Origin of the sequence: Muricoccus radiodurans (genome assembly GCF_050154705.1) — a bacterium.
In the GTDB taxonomy this organism is placed as follows: Bacteria; Pseudomonadota; Alphaproteobacteria; order Acetobacterales; family Acetobacteraceae; genus Roseomonas; species Roseomonas radiodurans.
Window position 1 is genome coordinate 456,295 of sequence record NZ_CP189561.1, and the last position, 17,366, is coordinate 473,660.

At 71.8% G+C, this 17,366-nt stretch carries 16 protein-coding genes; 10 read left to right on the forward strand and 6 right to left on the reverse strand.

What is annotated here, in order from left to right; all coding sequences use genetic code 11:
- Positions 1–96: 96 nt before the first annotated feature.
- Positions 97–1,272: a hypothetical protein gene (locus ACP6CK_RS02305; protein WP_426957162.1), complete on the reverse strand. Its 1,176-nt coding sequence runs from the start codon at positions 1,270–1,272 to the stop codon at positions 97–99.
- 111 nt (positions 1,273–1,383) lie between these two features.
- On the reverse strand, positions 1,384–3,534 hold the full coding sequence (locus tag ACP6CK_RS02310; RefSeq protein WP_426957163.1) for a malate synthase G: 2,151 nt from the start codon (positions 3,532–3,534) through the stop codon (positions 1,384–1,386).
- A gap of 122 nt (positions 3,535–3,656) precedes the next feature.
- On the opposite strand from ACP6CK_RS02310, the gene ACP6CK_RS02315 reads away from it, so the two are divergent.
- Positions 3,657–5,261: a gamma-glutamyltransferase gene (locus ACP6CK_RS02315; protein ID WP_426957164.1), complete on the forward strand. Its 1,605-nt coding sequence runs from the start codon at positions 3,657–3,659 to the stop codon at positions 5,259–5,261.
- A gap of 70 nt (positions 5,262–5,331) precedes the next feature.
- Entirely contained in the window at positions 5,332–5,979 is a 648-nt protein-coding gene (locus tag ACP6CK_RS02320; protein ID WP_426957165.1) for a GOLPH3/VPS74 family protein, read from the forward strand.
- A 25-nt stretch (positions 5,980–6,004) separates the two neighbouring features.
- Here ACP6CK_RS02320 and ACP6CK_RS02325 read toward each other — a convergent pair whose 3' ends face one another.
- Together ACP6CK_RS02325 and ACP6CK_RS02330 are read right to left on the reverse strand one after the other, a co-directional pair.
- Positions 6,005–6,907, reverse strand: coding sequence for a polysaccharide deacetylase family protein (locus ACP6CK_RS02325; protein ID WP_426957166.1), 903 nt, complete (start codon positions 6,905–6,907; stop codon positions 6,005–6,007).
- A gap of 66 nt (positions 6,908–6,973) precedes the next feature.
- Entirely contained in the window at positions 6,974–7,759 is a 786-nt protein-coding gene (locus tag ACP6CK_RS02330; RefSeq protein WP_426957167.1) for a DUF4347 domain-containing protein, read from the reverse strand.
- 194 nt (positions 7,760–7,953) lie between these two features.
- Here ACP6CK_RS02330 and ACP6CK_RS02335 point away from each other — a divergent pair, with 194 nt between their 5' ends.
- The 3 genes from ACP6CK_RS02335 (at position 7,954) to ACP6CK_RS02345 (ending at position 11,302) form a co-directional block, all read left to right on the forward strand.
- Entirely contained in the window at positions 7,954–9,360 is a 1,407-nt protein-coding gene (locus ACP6CK_RS02335) for an amidase (protein WP_426957168.1), read from the forward strand.
- A 73-nt stretch (positions 9,361–9,433) separates the two neighbouring features.
- Entirely contained in the window at positions 9,434–10,309 is an 876-nt protein-coding gene (locus ACP6CK_RS02340) for a fumarylacetoacetate hydrolase family protein (RefSeq protein ID WP_426957169.1), read from the forward strand.
- A 12-nt stretch (positions 10,310–10,321) separates the two neighbouring features.
- Positions 10,322–11,302 (forward strand): tripartite tricarboxylate transporter substrate binding protein, encoded by a 981-nt coding sequence (locus tag ACP6CK_RS02345; RefSeq protein ID WP_426957170.1) that lies wholly within the window; start codon positions 10,322–10,324, stop codon positions 11,300–11,302.
- 102 nt (positions 11,303–11,404) lie between these two features.
- Here ACP6CK_RS02345 and ACP6CK_RS02350 read toward each other — a convergent pair whose 3' ends face one another.
- Positions 11,405–12,088 (reverse strand): calcium-binding protein, encoded by a 684-nt coding sequence (locus tag ACP6CK_RS02350; protein ID WP_426957171.1) that lies wholly within the window; start codon positions 12,086–12,088, stop codon positions 11,405–11,407.
- A gap of 265 nt (positions 12,089–12,353) precedes the next feature.
- On the opposite strand from ACP6CK_RS02350, the gene ACP6CK_RS02355 reads away from it, so the two are divergent.
- On the forward strand, positions 12,354–13,541 hold the full coding sequence (locus ACP6CK_RS02355; RefSeq protein WP_426957172.1) for a M20 family metallopeptidase: 1,188 nt from the start codon (positions 12,354–12,356) through the stop codon (positions 13,539–13,541).
- 112 nt (positions 13,542–13,653) lie between these two features.
- On the opposite strand, the gene ACP6CK_RS02360 is transcribed toward ACP6CK_RS02355, so the two are convergent.
- Positions 13,654–14,550 carry a methyltransferase domain-containing protein gene (locus tag ACP6CK_RS02360; RefSeq protein ID WP_426957173.1) on the reverse strand — a complete coding sequence of 299 codons (897 nt, stop codon included), beginning with the start codon at positions 14,548–14,550 and terminating at the stop codon, positions 13,654–13,656.
- 140 nt (positions 14,551–14,690) lie between these two features.
- Here ACP6CK_RS02360 and ACP6CK_RS02365 point away from each other — a divergent pair, with 140 nt between their 5' ends.
- The 4 genes from ACP6CK_RS02365 to ACP6CK_RS02380 all read left to right on the forward strand — a co-directional run bounded on the left by ACP6CK_RS02365 (position 14,691) and on the right by ACP6CK_RS02380 (position 17,358).
- Positions 14,691–15,569, forward strand: a complete 879-nt coding sequence (locus ACP6CK_RS02365; protein WP_426957174.1) for a ComF family protein — start codon at positions 14,691–14,693, stop codon at positions 15,567–15,569.
- Between the two features lie 84 nt (positions 15,570–15,653).
- Positions 15,654–15,911, forward strand: a complete 258-nt coding sequence (gene grxC / locus ACP6CK_RS02370; protein WP_426957175.1) for a glutaredoxin 3 — start codon at positions 15,654–15,656, stop codon at positions 15,909–15,911.
- A gap of 112 nt (positions 15,912–16,023) precedes the next feature.
- Complete coding sequence (locus tag ACP6CK_RS02375; RefSeq protein ID WP_426957176.1) at positions 16,024–16,491, forward strand: DUF1178 family protein; 468 nt, start codon at positions 16,024–16,026, stop codon at positions 16,489–16,491.
- A gap of 3 nt (positions 16,492–16,494) precedes the next feature.
- A complete protein-coding gene (locus tag ACP6CK_RS02380) occupies positions 16,495–17,358 on the forward strand; it encodes a hypothetical protein (RefSeq protein ID WP_426957177.1) in 864 nt (287 codons plus the stop codon).
- The last annotated feature ends 8 nt before the right edge of the window (positions 17,359–17,366 follow it).

The window sequence follows — 17,366 nt, forward strand, 5'->3', positions numbered from 1 at the left end:
CCGGGCGCCCGATGGCCGGGGTCGGCGATCGGGCGTCAGGAGGCCGGGGTGACGGTTTTGCCGCCGCGGCGTGGTGGGGAAGATCGAAGCGATCCTTCACACGCTCAAATCGCCTTTCGATTCCCAACCCCCTTCGTGCGACGACTGCTTGATGCAGATACCGGCGTCTTCGAGCGTGCCGTCCCGCCGAATGATCACGAAGCTCGCGATCGCACCGCCCCGGTGAATCACGAGATCCGGGCCGATCCGTTCTTCCACGATGGACGTTCCCCCACCCCCCAGAACCTTGAGCGCCACGATGAGGCCCCCTACTCCGAGAGCCTCCCACAGCGTCTCGCCTTCCAGGGCCCGTGATAGCAGGACCGCATCCCCGGCATTCGCGGGGGCCGAACCAAGCTTGTCCAGAAGAGTCGCGTAGTCCTTGATCGCGTCGGCAAGTCGCGCCCTGGTAGCGATCAGCGGCTCCTTCTTCGCGTCCAGCGATTGCGGCGGCCCACCCGCCGCGACCTGTGCGTCCTCCTTGGGCGTGTCCGGTGCTTTCTCGGCCAGGCGCCTGTCCAGCCGTGCCATCAGGCCAGAGGCCTTGTTCTCAACTGCATGAAGTGCCGCCAGACGCTTGAGCAAGGGGCTCTCGGTCGCGTTCATCGCTCGGACCGCCAGACTTGTCGTCGTGAGGACCGTGCACTCGGGCGTTATCAAGGCCCGGAGCTTCCCGGCGACCGCAGCGACGAGCGCGGCCGCATCCGGGTTGACCACGCTGTGCGTGATCTTGGTTTCGGTGCGGAACAGCGTGCCGACCGCGAGCGCCGCCGAAACCGCCGCGCCGGCCAACCCGGCTGCCCCTGCGAAGGACTTCAGATGGGCGTCGACGATCGGGTCAAGCACTCCGCTGGCCGCCTCGACCGCTCCGTTAAGGTTGTCCTCCACCAGCTTGATGGCAGCATCCACATTCCGGTGCGCGCTGAAGCTCGGGATCTCGTCCGAGGTCTGCAGCATCACCCCCGGGGTCTCGGGTACGGACTTGCCTTCGGTCTTCTCGTCGCTCTTCGTCTGGATTCTCTCCTTGATCTTTTGCGAGATGTGCTGAGCGACAGCACCGAGGGAGCGATAGGCTAGAACCGTCCCCTCGATTGAATCGCCCTTGACCTCGCGGCTATCCTTCAGCTTCCCGACGGCGTCAGCCGTCAGAGCGCCGAGTGCAGCCTTCAGAATGGCCGCGACCGACGAGTCATCTGCTGCGGCTGCTCCGGCCTGGGCCTTTTCCTCGGCCATCGTCGAACCCCGTTCCCTCAGTGGAACATACGGCCGGACAGCCCCTGATTGCACGCCTTATCTGTTGCTCAACCGGAAAGGTAGGGCGCGGCTGTCCGCCGCGCGCCGTGCTCAGCCCGCCTTCGCCTCCCGACGCCGGGCGTGCAGCACGAACTCGGTGTAGCCGTTCGGCTGCGCCGCGCCCTCGAACACCAGGTCGCACGCGGCGCGGAAGGCCACGCCGTTGAAGTCCGGGGCCATCGGCCGGTAGGCCGGATCGCCGGCGTTCTGCTGGTCCACGACCGTGGCCATGCGCCGCATCGTCTCCTCCACCTGCTCGCGCGAGACGATGGAGTGCCGAAGCCAGTTGGCGATGTGCTGGGCGGAGATGCGAAGCGTCGCGCGGTCCTCCATCAGCCCGACATCGTGAATGTCGGGCACCTTGGAGCAGCCGACGCCCTGGTCGATCCAGCGGACGACGTAGCCGAGGATGCCCTGGGCGTTGTTGTCGAGCTCCGATTGGACCTCGTCGGGCGACCAGTTCGTGTTCTCGGCCAGCGGGACCGTCAGTAGGTCGGACAGATTGGCACGCCGCCCGCCAGTGGCCAGCTCCTCCTGCCGACCCGCGACATCCACCTGATGGTAATGCAGCGCGTGAAGCGTCGCGGCGGTCGGGGAGGGGACCCAGGCGGTGTTCGCGCCCGCGCGGGGATGCCCAATCTTCTGCTCCAGCATGGCGGCCATGTTGTCCGGCGCCGCCCACATGCCCTTGCCGATCTGCGCCCGCCCGCGCAGCCCGGCGGCGAGGCCCACATCCACGTTGTTGTCCTCATAGGCCGCGATCCAGGCGGCCTTGCGCATGTCGTTCTTCCGAACGACCGCCCCCGCCTCCATCGCGGTGTGGATCTCGTCGCCCGTGCGGTCGAGGAAGCCCGTGTTGATGAAGACCACTCGCTCGGCGGCCATCGCAATGCAGTTGGCGAGGTTGACGGAGGTCCGCCGCTCCTCGTCCATGATGCCCATCTTGAGGGTGTTCCGCACCATCCCCAGCGCGTTTTCGACCTGGGCGAAGAGCACGCCGGCCCAGGCCACCTCGGCCGGGCCGTGCATCTTGGGCTTCACGATGTAGACGCTGCCCTTGCGGCTGTTCATCCGCTTGCCGTGAGGCCCGATGTCGTGCAGCGCGATCAGGGAGGTGACATAGGCGTCGAGGATCGTCTCCGCCGTCTCCGCCCCGTCCAGGGTGACGGCGTCCGTCATCATGTGGTGGCCGACATTGCGGACCAGCATGACCGACCGGCCCGCGAGGGTGAGGCGGTCGCCCTCCGGCTTGTGGAAGTGACGGTCGGGGTTGAGCCGCCGCTCCATCACCTGTCCGCCCTTGTCGAAGCTGGCGGCGAGGTCGCCCCGCATCAGGCCGAGCCAGTTGCGATACACGCCGACCTTGTCCTCCGCATCCACGGCCGCGACGGAGTCCTCGCAGTCCATGATCGTGGTCAGGGCGGATTCGAGCACCACGTCGGACACGCCGGCCGGGTCGGTCTTGCCGATCGGGTGGTCGCGGTTGATCCGGATCTCCAGGTGCAGGCCATTGTTCACCAGCAGGAAGCCGGTTGGGTTCGCGGCGTCGCCGGTGAAGCCGCGGAACCCGAAGGGGTCGCGCAGCCCCGTCTCCCGGCCGCCCTTCAGCGCGACGCGGAGGGCGCCGCCGGTCAGCCGATAGCCCTCCGCATCCGCGTGGCTGCCCTCGGCCAGCGGCGCCGCCTGATCCAGTACCTGCCGGGCCCGCGCGATCACCTGCGCACCGCGCGCGGGGTCGTAGCCCGGCTTGCGCTCGCCCGGGATCGCATCCGTGCCGTAGAGCGCGTCGTACAGGCTGCCCCATCGGGCATTCGCCGCATTCAGCGCGTAGCGCGCGTTGTTCACGGGCACGACGAGCTGCGGGCCGGCCATGGTCGCGATCTCGTCGTCCACGTTCTCGGTCGTCACCTGGAACGGGGCCGGCGGGTCCAGCAGGTAGCCGATGCCGCGCAGGAACGCCTCGTAGGTCTCGACGTCCACGGGCCGGGCGGGGTTGGCGCGGTGCCAGGCGTCGATCCGCTCCTGCAGCCGGTCGCGATCGGCGAGCAGCGAGGCGTTGCGCGGGCCGAGGTCCCGCAGCGTGGCCTCCATCGCCGCCCAGAAGCGGGCGGGGTCGACGCCTGTGCCGGGGATCGCCTCTTCCTCGATGAAGCGGCGCAGCACCGGCGCGACCACCATCCCCGAACCCTGCGTGCCGGCCATCCCGCGTCCTCCTCGTGTAACGGGGCCAGATAAGCCGGCTTGCGGGCCGCGGTAAACCGGCCCGCCCTTGCCGCCGGGCCGCTCCGGCGCAAGGCTCCCGCGCCCTTATCCGCGAGTGCCCCATGACCGACGCCCTTCCAGACCTCGCCGGCTACGTTCCCCCGACGCACGACACCCAGCACTGGACCGTGCGCAAGCCGGGCGCCTCGGGCCGGGGCGGGATCGTCGCTTCCCAGTCCCGTGCAGCCGCCGAGGCCGGCGTGTCCGTCCTGGAGGCCGGTGGCAACGCGGCCGATGCCGCGGTGGCCGCCGCCTTCGCCCTTGCTACGGTGGAGCCCTGGAACAGCGGCCTCGGGGGCATCGGCTTCGCGATGGTCCACCGGCCCGGCCAGCCCGCCCAGGTCGTGGACTTCGGGCCGGTGGCTCCGGCGGGGGTGGACCCGTCCGCCTATCCGCTGACCGGCCGGATGAAGCAGGACCTCTTCGCCTGGCCGGAGGTGAAGGGGGACGTCAACATCCACGGCCCGCTCTCCTTCGTGATCCCATCCTCCGTGGCGGGCTACGACCTCCTGCGGGAGCGGTTCGGGACGGGGATGCCGGTGCGGGACCTGCTGGCGCCCGCCGTGGCGCTGGCGAAGCGCGGCCTGCCGCAGGACTGGTACACCACGCTGAAGATCGCGAACTCGGCGAAGGTCCTGCGCCTCTATGACGAGAGCGCGCGCATCTACCTGCCCGACGGGCTGCCGCCCGTGCCGCCTTACCAGGGCAGCCCGGGCTTCTTCCGCCAGGGCCGCCTGCCCGAGACGCTGGAGCGGCTTCGGGACGCCGGCCTGCGCGACTTCTACGAGGGGGGCGTCGCCGCCGAGCTGGTGAAGGACTTCCAGGCGATGGGAAGCGTCATCAACGCTGCGGACCTTTCCGGCTGCCGCGCGGCCGCGCGCGATGCCGTCACCATTCCCTGGCGCGGCGCCTTCCTGCTGAACACGCCGGGGGGGCTGACCGCGGCCCCGACCCTGGCCGCCGTGGTGGCGGAGATGGACCGCGTCGCCGCGTCGGGAGCCCCTGACGCGGCGTGGTACCGGGGCCTCGCACGCGCCATGCGGGCCGCCTATTCGGACCGGCTGAAGGGCCTCGGTGCCGCGAAGGAGACGTCCGAGACCTGCACCACCCACCTGACCGTCTGCGACAAGGACGGGATGATGGTGTCCGTCACCACGACGCTCCTTTCCTCCATGGGGAGCCGCGTCGTGCTGCCGGGGACGGGCGTGCTGATGAACAACGGCATGATGTGGTTCGATCCGCAGCCCGGCAGCGCCAACGCGATCCGCCCTGGCGCCCGGCCGCTCTGCAACATGTGCCCGGTCATCGTCAGCGGGACGGACGGGACCACGCCCTTCCTGGCCGGCGGGGCCTCGGGCGGGCGGCGCATCCTCGCGAGCGTCTATCAGATGCTCGCCTACCAGCTCGACTTCGGCATGGACCCGGAGATGGCGGCCCATACGCCGCGCATCGACGTCTCCGGCCCGGATGGCGCCTCGGCCGACCGTCGCCTGCCGGACGATGTGATCGGGGGCCTCGCGCAGGACGGCGAGCTGGAGGTGGTGGAGCACTCCGTCATCCCGGTGAACTTCGCCTGCCCGAATTTCATCCGCTCCGAGAACGGGATGCAGACCGGCATCACCGACGTCCTCTCCCCCTGGTCCGCGGCGCTCGCGGCCCGGGCCTGAAGCCTCCACCCGGCGCCGATCTTGGGCGCCGGGACCGCGCGGGGTAGCGTCCGGCCCGCAGGGGGCGCCGATGACGATGACGATGCCGGAGGAGATCCTCCTCCTCACGCTGGACGAGGCGGGCCGTCCGGTCGGCGTGCCCGCGCCCGCCGTGGATCTGGCCGTCGCCGGCGCCGTGCTCATGGAGCTCGCGCTCGCCGGCCGCGTGGACAGCGATCCGGACCGCCTCTACCTCGCCGCCCCGAGCCCGCTCGGCGACCCGATGCTGGACGACGTGCTCGCCCGCATCGCCAGCCGCACGCCGCCGAGCGACAGCCGCTGGTGGATGGAGCACCTGTCCAAGGATGCCGCCCGCTTCCGACGTGCCTTCCTGGACCGGCTGGTGGTGCGCGGCGTGCTGCGACGGGTCGAGGGAAAGGTCTTCTGGGTCCTGCCCGACCGCCGCTATCCGATGATCAACGGGGCGGAGGTGCAGGAGGTCCGGTCCCGGCTCCGCGCCGTGCTCCTCGGCGGGGAGATCCCGGATTCACGGGACGCGCTGATGATCGGCCTGTGCCGCGCGACGGGCCTGATCACCCTCATCCTCTCGGAGGCCGAGGCGCGGGAGGCCGCCGGCCGCGTGGAGGCGGTGGTCGGGCTGGAAGAGCTGAACCGCTCCCTCTCGGCCGCCACGCGGGACCTCTACGCCTCCATGACCGCCTACGGCGCGTCGCCCTGAGGGGCGCGCGCCGTCCGGCGCCGTCTCAGGCCGCCGCGTTCTCCTTGCACCAGCGCGCCACCTCCTCATGGGTGCCGAACCACACCGCGCCCTTGCCCTTCATGTAGTCCACCAGCCGCTCCAGCAGCGCGATGCGGCTGCGGTGCCCGATGACGTGGGGGTGCATGGTCAGCAGGAACAGCCCGCCCTCCTTCCAGGCGCCCTCGAACTCCTCCCGGAAGATCTCCTCCACGCCCGAGGGCGGGGTGTGCGGGCGGATGCCGCCGAAGCGCAGCATCGTCATGTAGGGGGCGTCGTCCCGGATCCATTCCGGCGGCAGCTCGACGATGCCGGTGGGCTGGCCGTCCATCGTCAGCTCGTACGGCTCATCATCCGCCATCAGGGAGGAGTCGTAGAGCAGCCCCATTTCCTTGATGATGCCGAGCGTGTCCGGGGAGAAATCCCAGGAGGCCGTGCGGATGCCCACGGGCCGCCGGCCCGAGACCTTCTCCAGCGTGTCCGCCGCCCGCATGGTCAGCTCCCGCTCCACGCCGGGGGGCAGCGCGGTGTTCGCCTCGTGGATCCAGGAGTGGATGCCGATCTCGTGCCCCTCGTCGGCGACCTCCCGCACCTCCCGCGGGTGCAGCAGGGCAGAGACGGCGGGGTAGTAGAAGCTCGCCTTGATGTCGTTCCGGCGCAACAGGTCGCGGATGCGCGGCACGCCCCTCCGGTTGCCGTACTGCCCCTGGCTGATCCGCATCGGGCTGGTGTCGGCGTCGCGCAGCGGGATGGTCTCATGGTCCGCGTCGAAGGACAGGGCGACGGCGCAGCGCGCCCCGCCCGGCCAGGCCTTCGGCGCGAGGGACCGGCCGGCGCGTGCGCGCTCGACCAGCCCGCGCCAGGTCTCCTCGGGCCATTCCCAGGGCTTCAAGCCTGCATTCTCCGCCATCGCGCCGCTCCTCTTGCGGCGGACAGGTTCGTCCAGCGGCGTGCCCGCGTGAAGGGGCGGACCGCGTCAGTTCGGCATGGAGACGTTGCCGAAGTCGGCCTGCACCCGCGCCGACCAGGCGGCGAGGTCCATCATGTTCGGGAAGCCGCTGACGGTCGGCCCCTCGAACCGGAAGGTCCGGTTGCCGCCGCCGAACTGGGTGTTCACGCCGGCCGTGACCGGAACGCCCCAGGTCTGCGCCAGCCGCCGCACCAGCGCCTTGCCCTGCGCCCCGCCGCCGACCTCGCAGCCCAGGAGCTGGACCGCGCCGAAGCCGGTGAACCGGTCGCGAATGAGCATGAGGGCCGGCACGCTCTCCTCGAAGCGCTCCAGGGAGATGGAGGCCATGTGGGGTGCCCCGTAGATCTCCCCGCCCGTCACGTTCTGCATGCCCTTGTTCCCGTGCCCGTGGATCCGCAGCAGGGCAAGCTTTCCCGGCCGCGCGCGGGCGGCGATCTGCTGCATCGCGTACTGAAGGCCGTTGGACTGCCCGTACACGATGATCGGCGTCCCGCCCGCCTGGGTGATGTCCCGCGCCTCGAGCGTGACGAGGGACGGATCGGTCCCGTCCACCAGATCCACGGTCTGGAAGCCGCTGATCTGCATCATGTTGTTCCAGGTGTTCGGCCCGATGATCCCGTCGCCGCCCAGCGGGGGATGCGCCTTCTGGTAGGCCGAGGTCGCCGCCTTCGTCCTCGGTCCGAAGCGGCCGTCGGCGGTGATCGCCGCGCCGGGGCGATGCCGCCGGAGCAGGATCTGTCCGGTCGTCACGCTCGGCAGCGCGTCCCCGACGGTGAAGAAGACGAATCCCATGGCACTCGTGTCTCCGCTGACGCTCGTTGGCGTGCCGGAGGGTTAGTCAATCCTCATGGGTCTGTGCGACCTCGCAATTGTCGCGGCCGTCGCGGGCCCGTCCTCACCACGGTCCATCTCGCCGGGCGGGCCCGGGCCGGCATTCCCCGGTCCGCGGTCCGGGCGCATCCTGGCCCGGACCTGCCACCGGACCCATGATGACCGAGACCGATCCCGCGCAGATGAGCGCGGAAACCCTGCTCGCCCTCTACGCCCGCCGCGCCCTCTCTCCGCTGGAGGCCCTGCGCGCCGTCACCGAGCGGATCGCCCGCCTCAACCCCGGCATCAATGCCTTCGCGGTGATGAACCCGAACGCCCTCCGCCAGGCCGGGGAGAGCGCGGCGCGCTGGGCCGCCGGCCGGCCCATCGGCCCGCTGGACGGCGTGCCCTGCACGGTGAAGGACCTGCTGCACATGCAGGGCCTGCCTACCCGCCGCGGCAGCCGCACCACCGACCCCGCGCCGCAGTCCGAGGACGCGCCGGCCGTGATCGGCCTGAAATCCGCCGGCGCGGTGATCATCGGCAAGACCACCACGACGGAGTTCGGCTGGAAGACGCCGGGCGACTGTCCCTTGCATGGCATCACCCGCAACCCCTGGGACCCGCGCCGCACGACGGGCGGTTCCTCCTCCGGGGCCGGCGCCGCCGCGGCGGCCGGCTTCGGCGCGCTGCACATCGGCACCGATGCCGGCGGCTCCATCCGCATCCCCGCGGCGTATTGCGGCGTCGTCGGCCTGAAGCCGAGTTACGGCCGGGTGCCGCAATGGCCGCACGGCGCCTTCTCCGCCGTGGCCGTGGCCGGGCCGATGACTCGCAGCGTGCGGGATGCGGCGCTGATGCTCTCGGCCCTGGCGCGCGCCGACGTGCGGGACCCGCTCTGCCTGCCGGACGACCCGCGCGACTGGCGCGCCGGCATCGAGGAGGGCGTGCGCGGGATGCGGATCGCTCTCGTTCGCCGCTGGGGCTTCGACCCGCCGCTGGACGCGGAGGGCGAGTCCGCCCTGCAGCGCGCGGCAGAGATCCTGCGGGCGGAGGGCGCGAGCGTGGAGGAGGCCGATCCGGAGCTGCCCGACACCCGCCATATCTTCGGCCGCGTCTGGGGTGTCGCGCTGTCCCGGCTCGTCGCCACCACGCCGGAGGACCGGCGCGACGCGCTGGACGACGGCCTCGCCGAGGTCGCACGGCGGGAGGGCGGCATGTCCGCGGTGGATTTCCTCGGCGCCGAGGCGATGCGGGTGGAGGCGGCGCACCGGATGGGACTCTTCCACCAGCGCTACGACCTCGTCCTCACCGCCTCCACCCCGACGGCCGCCTTCGCCGCGGACCAGCCGACCCTCCGGCCGACCGAGGCGCTGTGGCGGGACTGGGCGCCCTGGACCTTCGCGCAGAACCTCACGCGGCAGCCCGCCATCACCCTGCCCGCCGGCCTGGACGAGGAGGGGATGCCGCGCGGCGTGCAGATCGTGGCGGCTCAGGGCCGGGACGACCTCTGCCTGCGCGGGGCCCGCGCGCTGGAGCGCGTCCTCGCGATGCCCGACACCCCGCGCGAACCGCCGGCCTGACGGAACGGACCGGCAACCGGGGGTTGCCCCGGGCGCGCGGCCATGCGCCGATGGGGGTCCAGGGGAGAAATGCATGCGACTCGTCACCTTCCGCGACGGCCGGGGCCCACGGATCGGGATCCTCTCCGCGTCCGGTGAGGTGCTGGACGCCGCGGCGGCCGACCCTTCCCTGCCGATCACGATGCTGGAGGTGATCGCCGGGGGCGATGCGGTGCTGGACCGCCTGCGCGCCGTGGCGGCGAAGGCGCCGGTCGTCCAGGGTGCGGCTCTCCTCGCGCCCATCCCCCGGCCCGCGAAGAACATTTTCTGCGTCGGCAAGAACTACCATGAGCACGCGAAGGAGTTCGCCGGCTCGGGATTCGATGCCACCGCGAAGGAGGTGGTGCCCGAGGCGCCGGTGGTGTTCAGCAAGCCGCCGACCGCCGTCTCCGCGCCCGGTGACGAGATTCCCGCCGCCCTCGATCCCACCAACTCCGTGGACTACGAGGGCGAGCTGGCGGTCATCATCGGGGAGAAGGGGCGCGGCATCCCGAGGGCCGCCGCGCTCTCGCACGTCTTCGGCTACACCATCGTCAACGACGTCACGGCCCGTACGACCCAGCACCGGCACCGCCAGTGGCTGCTCGGCAAGGGCATCGACGGGTTCTGCCCCATGGGCCCGGCCATCGTCACGGCCGACGAGGTGTCTGACCCGACCGCGCTGCGGCTGCGCACCTGGGTGAACGGCGAGCTGCGGCAGGACGCACCCGTCGCCGATCTGATCTTCGATATCCCGACCCTGATCGAGACGATCTCCGCGGCGATCACGCTGGAGCCCGGCGACGTCATCGCCACGGGCACCCCGGCCGGGGTCGGCATCGGCTTCAAGCCGCCCCGCTTCCTCACCGCCGGGGACGTGGTCCGCATCGAGGTGGAGGGCATCGGCGTACTGGAGAACCCGGTCGGTTAGGGAGGGGAGAGCATGACCTTCACACGCCGCGCCGCGCTCGGCGCCGCCGCAGGCCTGCCGCTCGCCCGGGCCACGGGCGCGCAGGAGGCACCCTATCCCAACCGCCCCGTGACCATGGTCGTCGCCTTTCCGCCCGGCGGGCAGGCGGACGTGGTCGGACGCCCCGTCGCCGCGACGCTGGAGAAGATCTGGCGCGTGCCCGTCCCGATCCAGAACCGCGGCGGCGCGGCGGGGGAGATCGGCAACGCCCACGTCGCCCGCTCCGCGCCGGATGGCTACACGCTGCTGATGGCGCTCTCCTCCATGCCGCTGCTGCCGGAGGCCGCGCGGATCAACAACCGCACCCCCGCCTACGAGACGAGCCAGCTCCTGCCGATCACGCTTTTCAGCGCCGATCCGACGGTGCTGGTGGTGCCGGCCTCCAGCCCGATCCGCAGCATCGAGGAGTTTATCGCCGATGCCCGGCGGCGCCCGACCGGCGTGTCCTACTCCTCCGCCGGGACCTATTCCGCCCTGCACATGCCCATGGCGATGCTCGCCTTGGCGGCGGGACTGGACCTGCTCCACGTGCCGTTCCAGGGCGGCGGGCCGGCGCTGACCGCGCTGCTGGCGGGGCAGGTGAACTGCCTGGCCTCCGGCCCCGGCCCGATCGCCCAGCACGTCCGCAGCGGCGCGCTCCGCCCGCTCGCCACCTGGGGCCGCAGCCGGCTGGTCGGCTTCGAGGACGTGCCGACCCTCATCGAGAAGGGCTACCACGAGGCCGAGTACTACATCTGGACCGGTCTCTTCGCCCCGGCCTACACGCCCTCCACGGTGCAGGACCGCATCCGCGCCGCGTGCCGTGAGGTGGTGGAGGACGCTGATTTTCGCCGCGTGATGATCACCGGCGGCAACACGCTCGATCACCGCGACGGAGAGGCTTTCCAGCGCTTCTACGAGGAGGACGCGGCGCGCCTCGTCCGCGCGGTGCAGCGCCTGGGCCGGCTGGAATAGCCCGCCCTCCGGCCTCCTGCGGATCGAGGCCGTCTGGGCGGGAACCGAACTGGGCCAGCGCGTCCGACGCGCCGGCCCGCAAGGTGAAGCAGACGATCCGGATCAGCTGAGCCGGAAACTCTCCATATCGTTGAAGCTGATCGTCTCTCCGCCGACGGTCAGCGCCCCGCTGAAGGGCACGATCTGGCCCTGGGGGTTGGTCGCGAAGACGGCGCCGTCTGACCGCTGCAGCAGCGACAGGCTCGGGTCGTAGAACTGAAGGCCGGCCTGCAGCTGCTCGAAGCTGACATTCGGGAGGTGCAGCTGGTCGGTGCCGTCCTGGCCCTGGAACTGGTCGTTCCCGTCCCCCGGCGACCAGACGAAGGTGTCGTTGCCCGAGCCGCCCTCCATGTAGTCCGCCGCGCGATCCTGCTGGCCGCCGTAGAGCAGGTCATTGCCCTCCTGCCCGAAAAGCTGGTCGGAGCCGCCGCCGCCGCTGATGGAGTCGTGGCCGGCGCCGCCCTGGGCCTGGTCGTTCCCCGCGCCGGTGAAGAGGGTGTCGTCGCCATCCTGCCCGAAGACGAGGTCGTTGCCGCTGCCCGAGTCCACGTAGTCGTTGCCCGCGCCGGCCTGCACCTGATCGTCGCCGCCGCTGGTGAAGACGGTGTCGTTTCCGCCCTGGGCGATGACGAGGTCGGCGTCGTTCCCCGTCTGGATGGTCTCGCTTGCGTCGGTGCCCGGGACGTAGGCGCCGCCGGTCACCTTCGCCAGCTCGGCCGGGCTCAGGGGACGCGTGGTGGTGGACATCTCGAAACGCTCCTTTTGTCTCGCGTTGCAATGACGGAACCATAGTCGGCCGTGGCGGGCGGCGGCCATGAGGTTGCCGCTATGGTTCCAATAGGCGACGCCGGTGTGTCCGCCGCGCATCCCGGTCATGCGGCACCGGCGACGAGCCGGCGGGAGAACTGGGCCAAGCGGGCCGCGCCCGTCGTCTCAAGGGGCCACGCCGCGCCGGCTTGACGGCCGCGGCCCGATGGAGGACCGCTCGGTTCATCGCAGGGGAGCCGACCGCATGAACGCCGCGACCGCCGAAGCCGCCATCACCGCCTGGATCGCCACACAGGGCGAGGCGATGCTCGGGGAGCTCAAGGCCATGGTGAACACCGATGGCGGCTCCTACGACAAGGCGGGCGTGGACGCGGTCGGCGCCCAGGTCCGCGCCTTCATGGAGCGCCACGCGATCCCGGTAGAGACCGTCCGTGGCGAGCGCTTCGGCGATTGCCTGCGCGCCACCGTCGCGGGCGGCGACGCCACCGCATCCGGCAATGCGCGCCAGAACATCGTCCTGATGGGCCACCGCGACACCGTCTTCCCGAAGGGCGAGCCGGAGCGCCGTCCCTTCCGGATCGAGGATGGCCGCGCCTACGGGCCCGGCGTGGCCGACATGAAGGCGGGGCTGGTGATGAACATGTTCGTCCTCGCCGCCTTCGCGAAGCATGGCGGGGCTCCCGGCCCGCTCGTCGGTCTCTTCACCGGGGATGAGGAGATCGGCTCTCCCGAAGGCCGCGCGGTGATCGAGGCGGAGGCCCGCCGCGCCCGCGTCGTTTACAACTCCGAGCCTGGCCGCCCGTCCGGCGGCATCGTGACGGGACGCAAGGGTGGCGTCTTCTCCGTGGTGGACATCGAGGGCCGCGCTGCCCATTCCGGCGGAAACTTCGAGGCCGGGATCAGCGCGATCGGCGAGATGGCCGCGAAGATCACCGCGATCCACGCCCTGACGGACCTGCAGCGCGGGATCACGCTGAATGTCGGCCTCGTCAGCGGCGGGCAGAGCGTGAACACCGTGGCTCCCAGCGCCCAGATGCAGATCGACCTCCGCTACGTGGAGCCCGCGGATCGCGAGGAGATCATGGGCAAGATCCATGACATCGTCGCGCGTTCCTCCGTGCCCGGCACGAAGGCGACGCTGACCATTCGCGGGGAGTTCCTGCCCCTCACGCAGTCTCCCGCGGCCGCCCGCCTGTTCGAGGGCTACCGCGCCGCGGCGTCCGAGTCCGGGCTGGAGATCAAGGGCGAGTTCTCCGGCGGCTGCGCGGATAGCGGCTTCACGGCGGCGGTGGGCGCTCCGACGCTGTGCGCCGTCGGCCCGGTCGGCGGCAAGGCGCACAGCCCGGAGGAATACCTGGAGGTCGCCACCCTCGTTCCCCGCGCCCAGGCTCTCGCCCGCGCGATTCTGCGGCTGGAGGGGACGGGGCTCTGACCCCGGCGAGCGTCGGATCGGAGTCGGGGCGAGGGTGACTTGGGGGAGAGCGAGGATTCTTTCCCACGCCGCCTCGCTCAACCTCGTCCTTCTGCGCTGCCGCAGAGGGCGCTCAGGCGCGGCCCGCCGGCTCCCCGAGGCCGCGCTCCGTCGTCCCCAGCGCATCCGCCAGCCGTGCATTGGCGCTGCCGGGCCGCGCGGCCTTCGGCTGGTCGGGCGAGGGACTCCAGCCCGTCAGCGTGAGGAGCCGCAGCACGGCCGGCACGCTGCCCTCGGACCCCGAGGGAAGCATCGCGAGCGCCGCGGGGAAGAGGGCACGGGGCGGGGTGCGCGGATCCCGTGCCAGCACGGCGTTCGTCTCGCCCGCGGCCTGCAGGTCGCGCAGCAGCGCGAGCGGCGTGCGGTAGAGCAGCGAGATCTCTTCCAGGTCGGCGACTGGCAGGGCGAATCCGGCGCGCTGCAGCAGCCCGGCGCCGTCCCGGAGCTCCGGGAAGGGGGAGACGCGCGGGGCGGTGCCGCCGCGGAGCTCCGCCTCCGCCGCGGCGAGGGATTCGCGCAGGGGTTGGAGCGTGCCGAGGGCTGGCAGGGTGGCGATGAACAGCCCGTCCGGCGCCAGGGCATGTCGGATCTGCAGGAGCGCGCCGGGCAGGTCGTTCACCCAGTGAAGGCAGAGATTCGCCACGACGAGGTCGAAGCTGCCGGGTGCGAAGGGAAGCCACTCCTCGTCGGCGGCCAGGGCGAGGCCGCCCGCCGCCGCGGCCTGCCGGGGCGAGAGGTCCATCGAGATCACCGACTCGATCCCGCGTGCGGCGAGGACGGGCGCGACATGGCCGCGGCCGCCGATCTCCAGCGCACGATGGAAGCGGCGGGTCGTGTCGTCGAGGCGGTCCAGCAGACGGGCGGCGGCCGCGTCCAACACCGGGGCGATGCGGTGCTGGGTCGCGGCCGACCGCTCGCGGCGGCGGCGCAGCAGGGGCCGGTCGAAGATCAGGTGCGGAGCCTGGGTCATCGCCGCGATATGCGGGCGCGGGGAGGGGCCTGCCAGGGGCGGGCGCGTTGCGGCGAGGCGCCATGACGAGCCGCTGGAAAGAGGCATGGCGGTGTCGCCGGCTGCCTTCCGTCCGAAAAGGCGGCTAGACCGGACCTGTGATGCCCTTCGCCGCCGCCCGACCCTGGCTCGCGCGCCTGGCCGGCCGCGCGCCGGATCTGCGGCGGGCGGTGGAGCTGGCGCAGGCCGCCGGCGGACTGGCACAAGCTGCGGCCGGTGGCGTCCTGGACGCGCTGCTGCCGCCCACCTGCCTCGCCTGCGATGCGTCGGTGCTGGAGCAGGGGACCGTTTGCGCCGCCTGCTTCCGGGGCATGCATCTGCTCGGAGCGCCGATGTGCGACCGCTGCGGGGTGCCTTTCGAGCATGCGGGACAGGGGGAGCGGCAGGGCGGCGCGCTGCTCTGCCCGGGCTGCGTCGCGGCGCCGCCGGCGTTCGACGCGGCGCGCGCGGCCTTCGCCTATAGCGACGTGATCGGGCGGGTGATCCTGCCCATGAAGCACGCCGACCGGCCGGATCTGGCGCGGCACCTCGCGCGGCACATGGCCTCTGCCGGGGCCGGCCTGCTAGCGCGGGCGGAACTGATCGTGCCGGTCCCGCTGCATCGCTGGCGGCTCTGGACGCGGCAGTACAATCAGGCGGCGCTGCTCGCGCGGCATCTCGGGCGGGCGGCGGGGCGGCCCGTCCTGCCGGATGCGCTGCGGCGCGTGCGGGCGACACGCCCGCTGGGGGGGCTCTCGGCGGCCGGCCGGGCGGTGGCGGTGGAGGGCGCCTTCGTCATCGCGCGGCGGGCGATTCACCGCGTCGCGGGGCGGCGCGTGCTGCTCGTGGACGATGTGCTGACCAGCGGGGCCACGGCGGGGGCGTGCGCCCGCGTCCTGCTGCGCGCGGGCGCCTCGGCGGTGGACGTGCTGGCGGCGGCGCGGGTGCCGGATCCGCGGCTTCAGCCCCTGGCCGCCGGCCGCGCCCGATCAGAGGGGTGAACCCCGGCGCCGCACGGCCCGCGGACCGAGACAGGTGGCGCAACGGGCTTGACGGCGGGTCCGGCCGAACCGAGATCGGGCGCCATGCCCAAGGTCGAGATCTACACCACCCCCTTCTGCCCCTATTGCGCGCGCGCCAAGGCGTTGCTGGAGCGCAAGGGCGTGGCCTTCGAGGAGATCGATGCGCCGCACGGGTCGGAGGCCCGCCGCGCCGCGATCTCCCGCTCCGGCGGACGGACGACCGTGCCCCAGATCTTCATCGCCGACCGGGCGATCGGCGGATCGGACGACCTGCACGCGCTGGAACGCGCGGGAAAGCTCGATCCGATGCTGGCCGCCTGACCCGCGCGGCGCGCGGCGGCCGGCAAGCCCTTGATGCCGCGCGGCGGACCCTGGCACTCCTGTCATCGGAGTGCCAAATAAGGGGTCCGATGTCCGCACACCCGTTCCTCCGATGATCCACTACCAGTTGCAGTGCAGCCGGGCGCACGGCTTCGACGGCTGGTACAAGGACAGCGCCGCCTTCGAGAAGCTGGTGGCCGCCGGCCTGGTGGAGTGCCCAATCTGCGGCGACACGAAGGCCCGCCGGGCGTTGATGGCGCCGGCGATCGGCAAGGGCGCCGTGGAGGTCCCGGCCGTGGTGCCGAACCCGGCGCCCCCGGCCCCCGCCGCGCCGGCGGAGATGCCGCAGGGCCCGATTCCCGCGCAGATGATGGCCGTGCTCCAGCGGATCCGCGCCGAGGTGGAGAAGAACTGCGACGCGGTCGGCGATCGCTTCGCCGAGGAGGCCCGGCGGATGCACCGGGGCGAGACCGACCGTCGCGGCATCTACGGCCAGGCGACCGAGGCCGAGGCCGAGGCGCTTCGGGACGAAGGGATCGAGATCGGGCGGATTCCCTGGGTGCCGCGGGCCGATGGCTGAGCCGTGAGCCGCCTGCTCGTCTCGGTGACGGCGAGCGAGCGGCCCGACCTCCTGGCTCTTCAGCTCCGGAATTACGACTGGGCCCTGGGGCCCGGGGTCACGCACATCATCCATGTCGCGCGGAAGGGGCGTGACGCCTTCCTGGCCGGCCTCGACGCCGACCCCGGGATCGTGCTGAACCCGCGATCGGCCGAGACGGTCGTATCGAACAACTTCCTCGGCCATGTGAGCAACTTCCGGCACGCCGTGGCGGAGGGCATCCCGTTCGATCGCTTCTACATGCACACGGCCAACGATCTGCTGGTCCGGCCGGGCCTGCCCGCTGCCATGGCGGGACAGGATGTCGGGCTGGGTCGGCCCGTCCTGATCCGCTCGATCTCGAAGGACTACTGGCGGGAGATGGTCCTGACCGATGAGCGGCTGCTGGCCCATTCCCGCCGCCACGGGATCGAGGGCGGCGTCCTGAAGGCCCATACGGACGGCGCCTTCTTCCCGAGGGAGGTCTTCGCCGCCATCCTCGACGACATCTTCCGCGACATGCCGGAGGAGGCGCTCTCCCCGACCGCGACGCGCTATCCGCCGCAGGAGTACTGGCTGGCTTGCGTCCTGGATTCGCTGGTCCGGTCGGCCGGCCTGCGGTGGGGGCGGAACGCGATCTTGGTGCTCGAGCGGACCCGCGGGCGGGGCGAGCCCGTCACGGCCGAGGAGGTCCGAGCCGTCCATGTGGGCCGGGCGGCCGAGGTCGTGAAGACCTTCCTGCCGGAATCCGTCTACGGCCTGAAGTACTTTTCGCCTGATCCGGGCCATCCTGCCCGGGCGGCGGTCGCGGCGATCATGGCCGGCCAGGACGGGGTCTGCGGCGCTTGATCCGCCGC

What these genes read in the sequence shown, in the direction of transcription:
- ACP6CK_RS02305 (WP_426957162.1), bottom strand. Translation starts at nt 1,272, where the DNA reads ATGGCCGAGGAAAAGGCCCAGGCCGGAGCAGCCGCAGCAGATGACTCG.
- ACP6CK_RS02310 (WP_426957163.1), bottom strand. Translation starts at nt 3,534, where the DNA reads ATGGCCGGCACGCAGGGTTCGGGGATGGTGGTCGCGCCGGTGCTGCGC.
- ACP6CK_RS02315 (WP_426957164.1), top strand. Translation starts at nt 3,657, where the DNA reads ATGACCGACGCCCTTCCAGACCTCGCCGGCTACGTTCCCCCGACGCAC.
- ACP6CK_RS02320 (WP_426957165.1), top strand. Translation starts at nt 5,332, where the DNA reads ATGACGATGACGATGCCGGAGGAGATCCTCCTCCTCACGCTGGACGAG.
- ACP6CK_RS02325 (WP_426957166.1), bottom strand. Translation starts at nt 6,907, where the DNA reads ATGGCGGAGAATGCAGGCTTGAAGCCCTGGGAATGGCCCGAGGAGACC.
- ACP6CK_RS02330 (WP_426957167.1), bottom strand. Translation starts at nt 7,759, where the DNA reads ATGGGATTCGTCTTCTTCACCGTCGGGGACGCGCTGCCGAGCGTGACG.
- ACP6CK_RS02335 (WP_426957168.1), top strand. Translation starts at nt 7,954, where the DNA reads ATGATGACCGAGACCGATCCCGCGCAGATGAGCGCGGAAACCCTGCTC.
- ACP6CK_RS02340 (WP_426957169.1), top strand. Translation starts at nt 9,434, where the DNA reads ATGCGACTCGTCACCTTCCGCGACGGCCGGGGCCCACGGATCGGGATC.
- ACP6CK_RS02345 (WP_426957170.1), top strand. Translation starts at nt 10,322, where the DNA reads ATGACCTTCACACGCCGCGCCGCGCTCGGCGCCGCCGCAGGCCTGCCG.
- ACP6CK_RS02350 (WP_426957171.1), bottom strand. Translation starts at nt 12,088, where the DNA reads ATGTCCACCACCACGCGTCCCCTGAGCCCGGCCGAGCTGGCGAAGGTG.
- ACP6CK_RS02355 (WP_426957172.1), top strand. Translation starts at nt 12,354, where the DNA reads ATGAACGCCGCGACCGCCGAAGCCGCCATCACCGCCTGGATCGCCACA.
- ACP6CK_RS02360 (WP_426957173.1), bottom strand. Translation starts at nt 14,550, where the DNA reads ATGACCCAGGCTCCGCACCTGATCTTCGACCGGCCCCTGCTGCGCCGC.
- ACP6CK_RS02365 (WP_426957174.1), top strand. Translation starts at nt 14,691, where the DNA reads ATGCCCTTCGCCGCCGCCCGACCCTGGCTCGCGCGCCTGGCCGGCCGC.
- grxC (WP_426957175.1), top strand. Translation starts at nt 15,654, where the DNA reads ATGCCCAAGGTCGAGATCTACACCACCCCCTTCTGCCCCTATTGCGCG.
- ACP6CK_RS02375 (WP_426957176.1), top strand. Translation starts at nt 16,024, where the DNA reads ATGATCCACTACCAGTTGCAGTGCAGCCGGGCGCACGGCTTCGACGGC.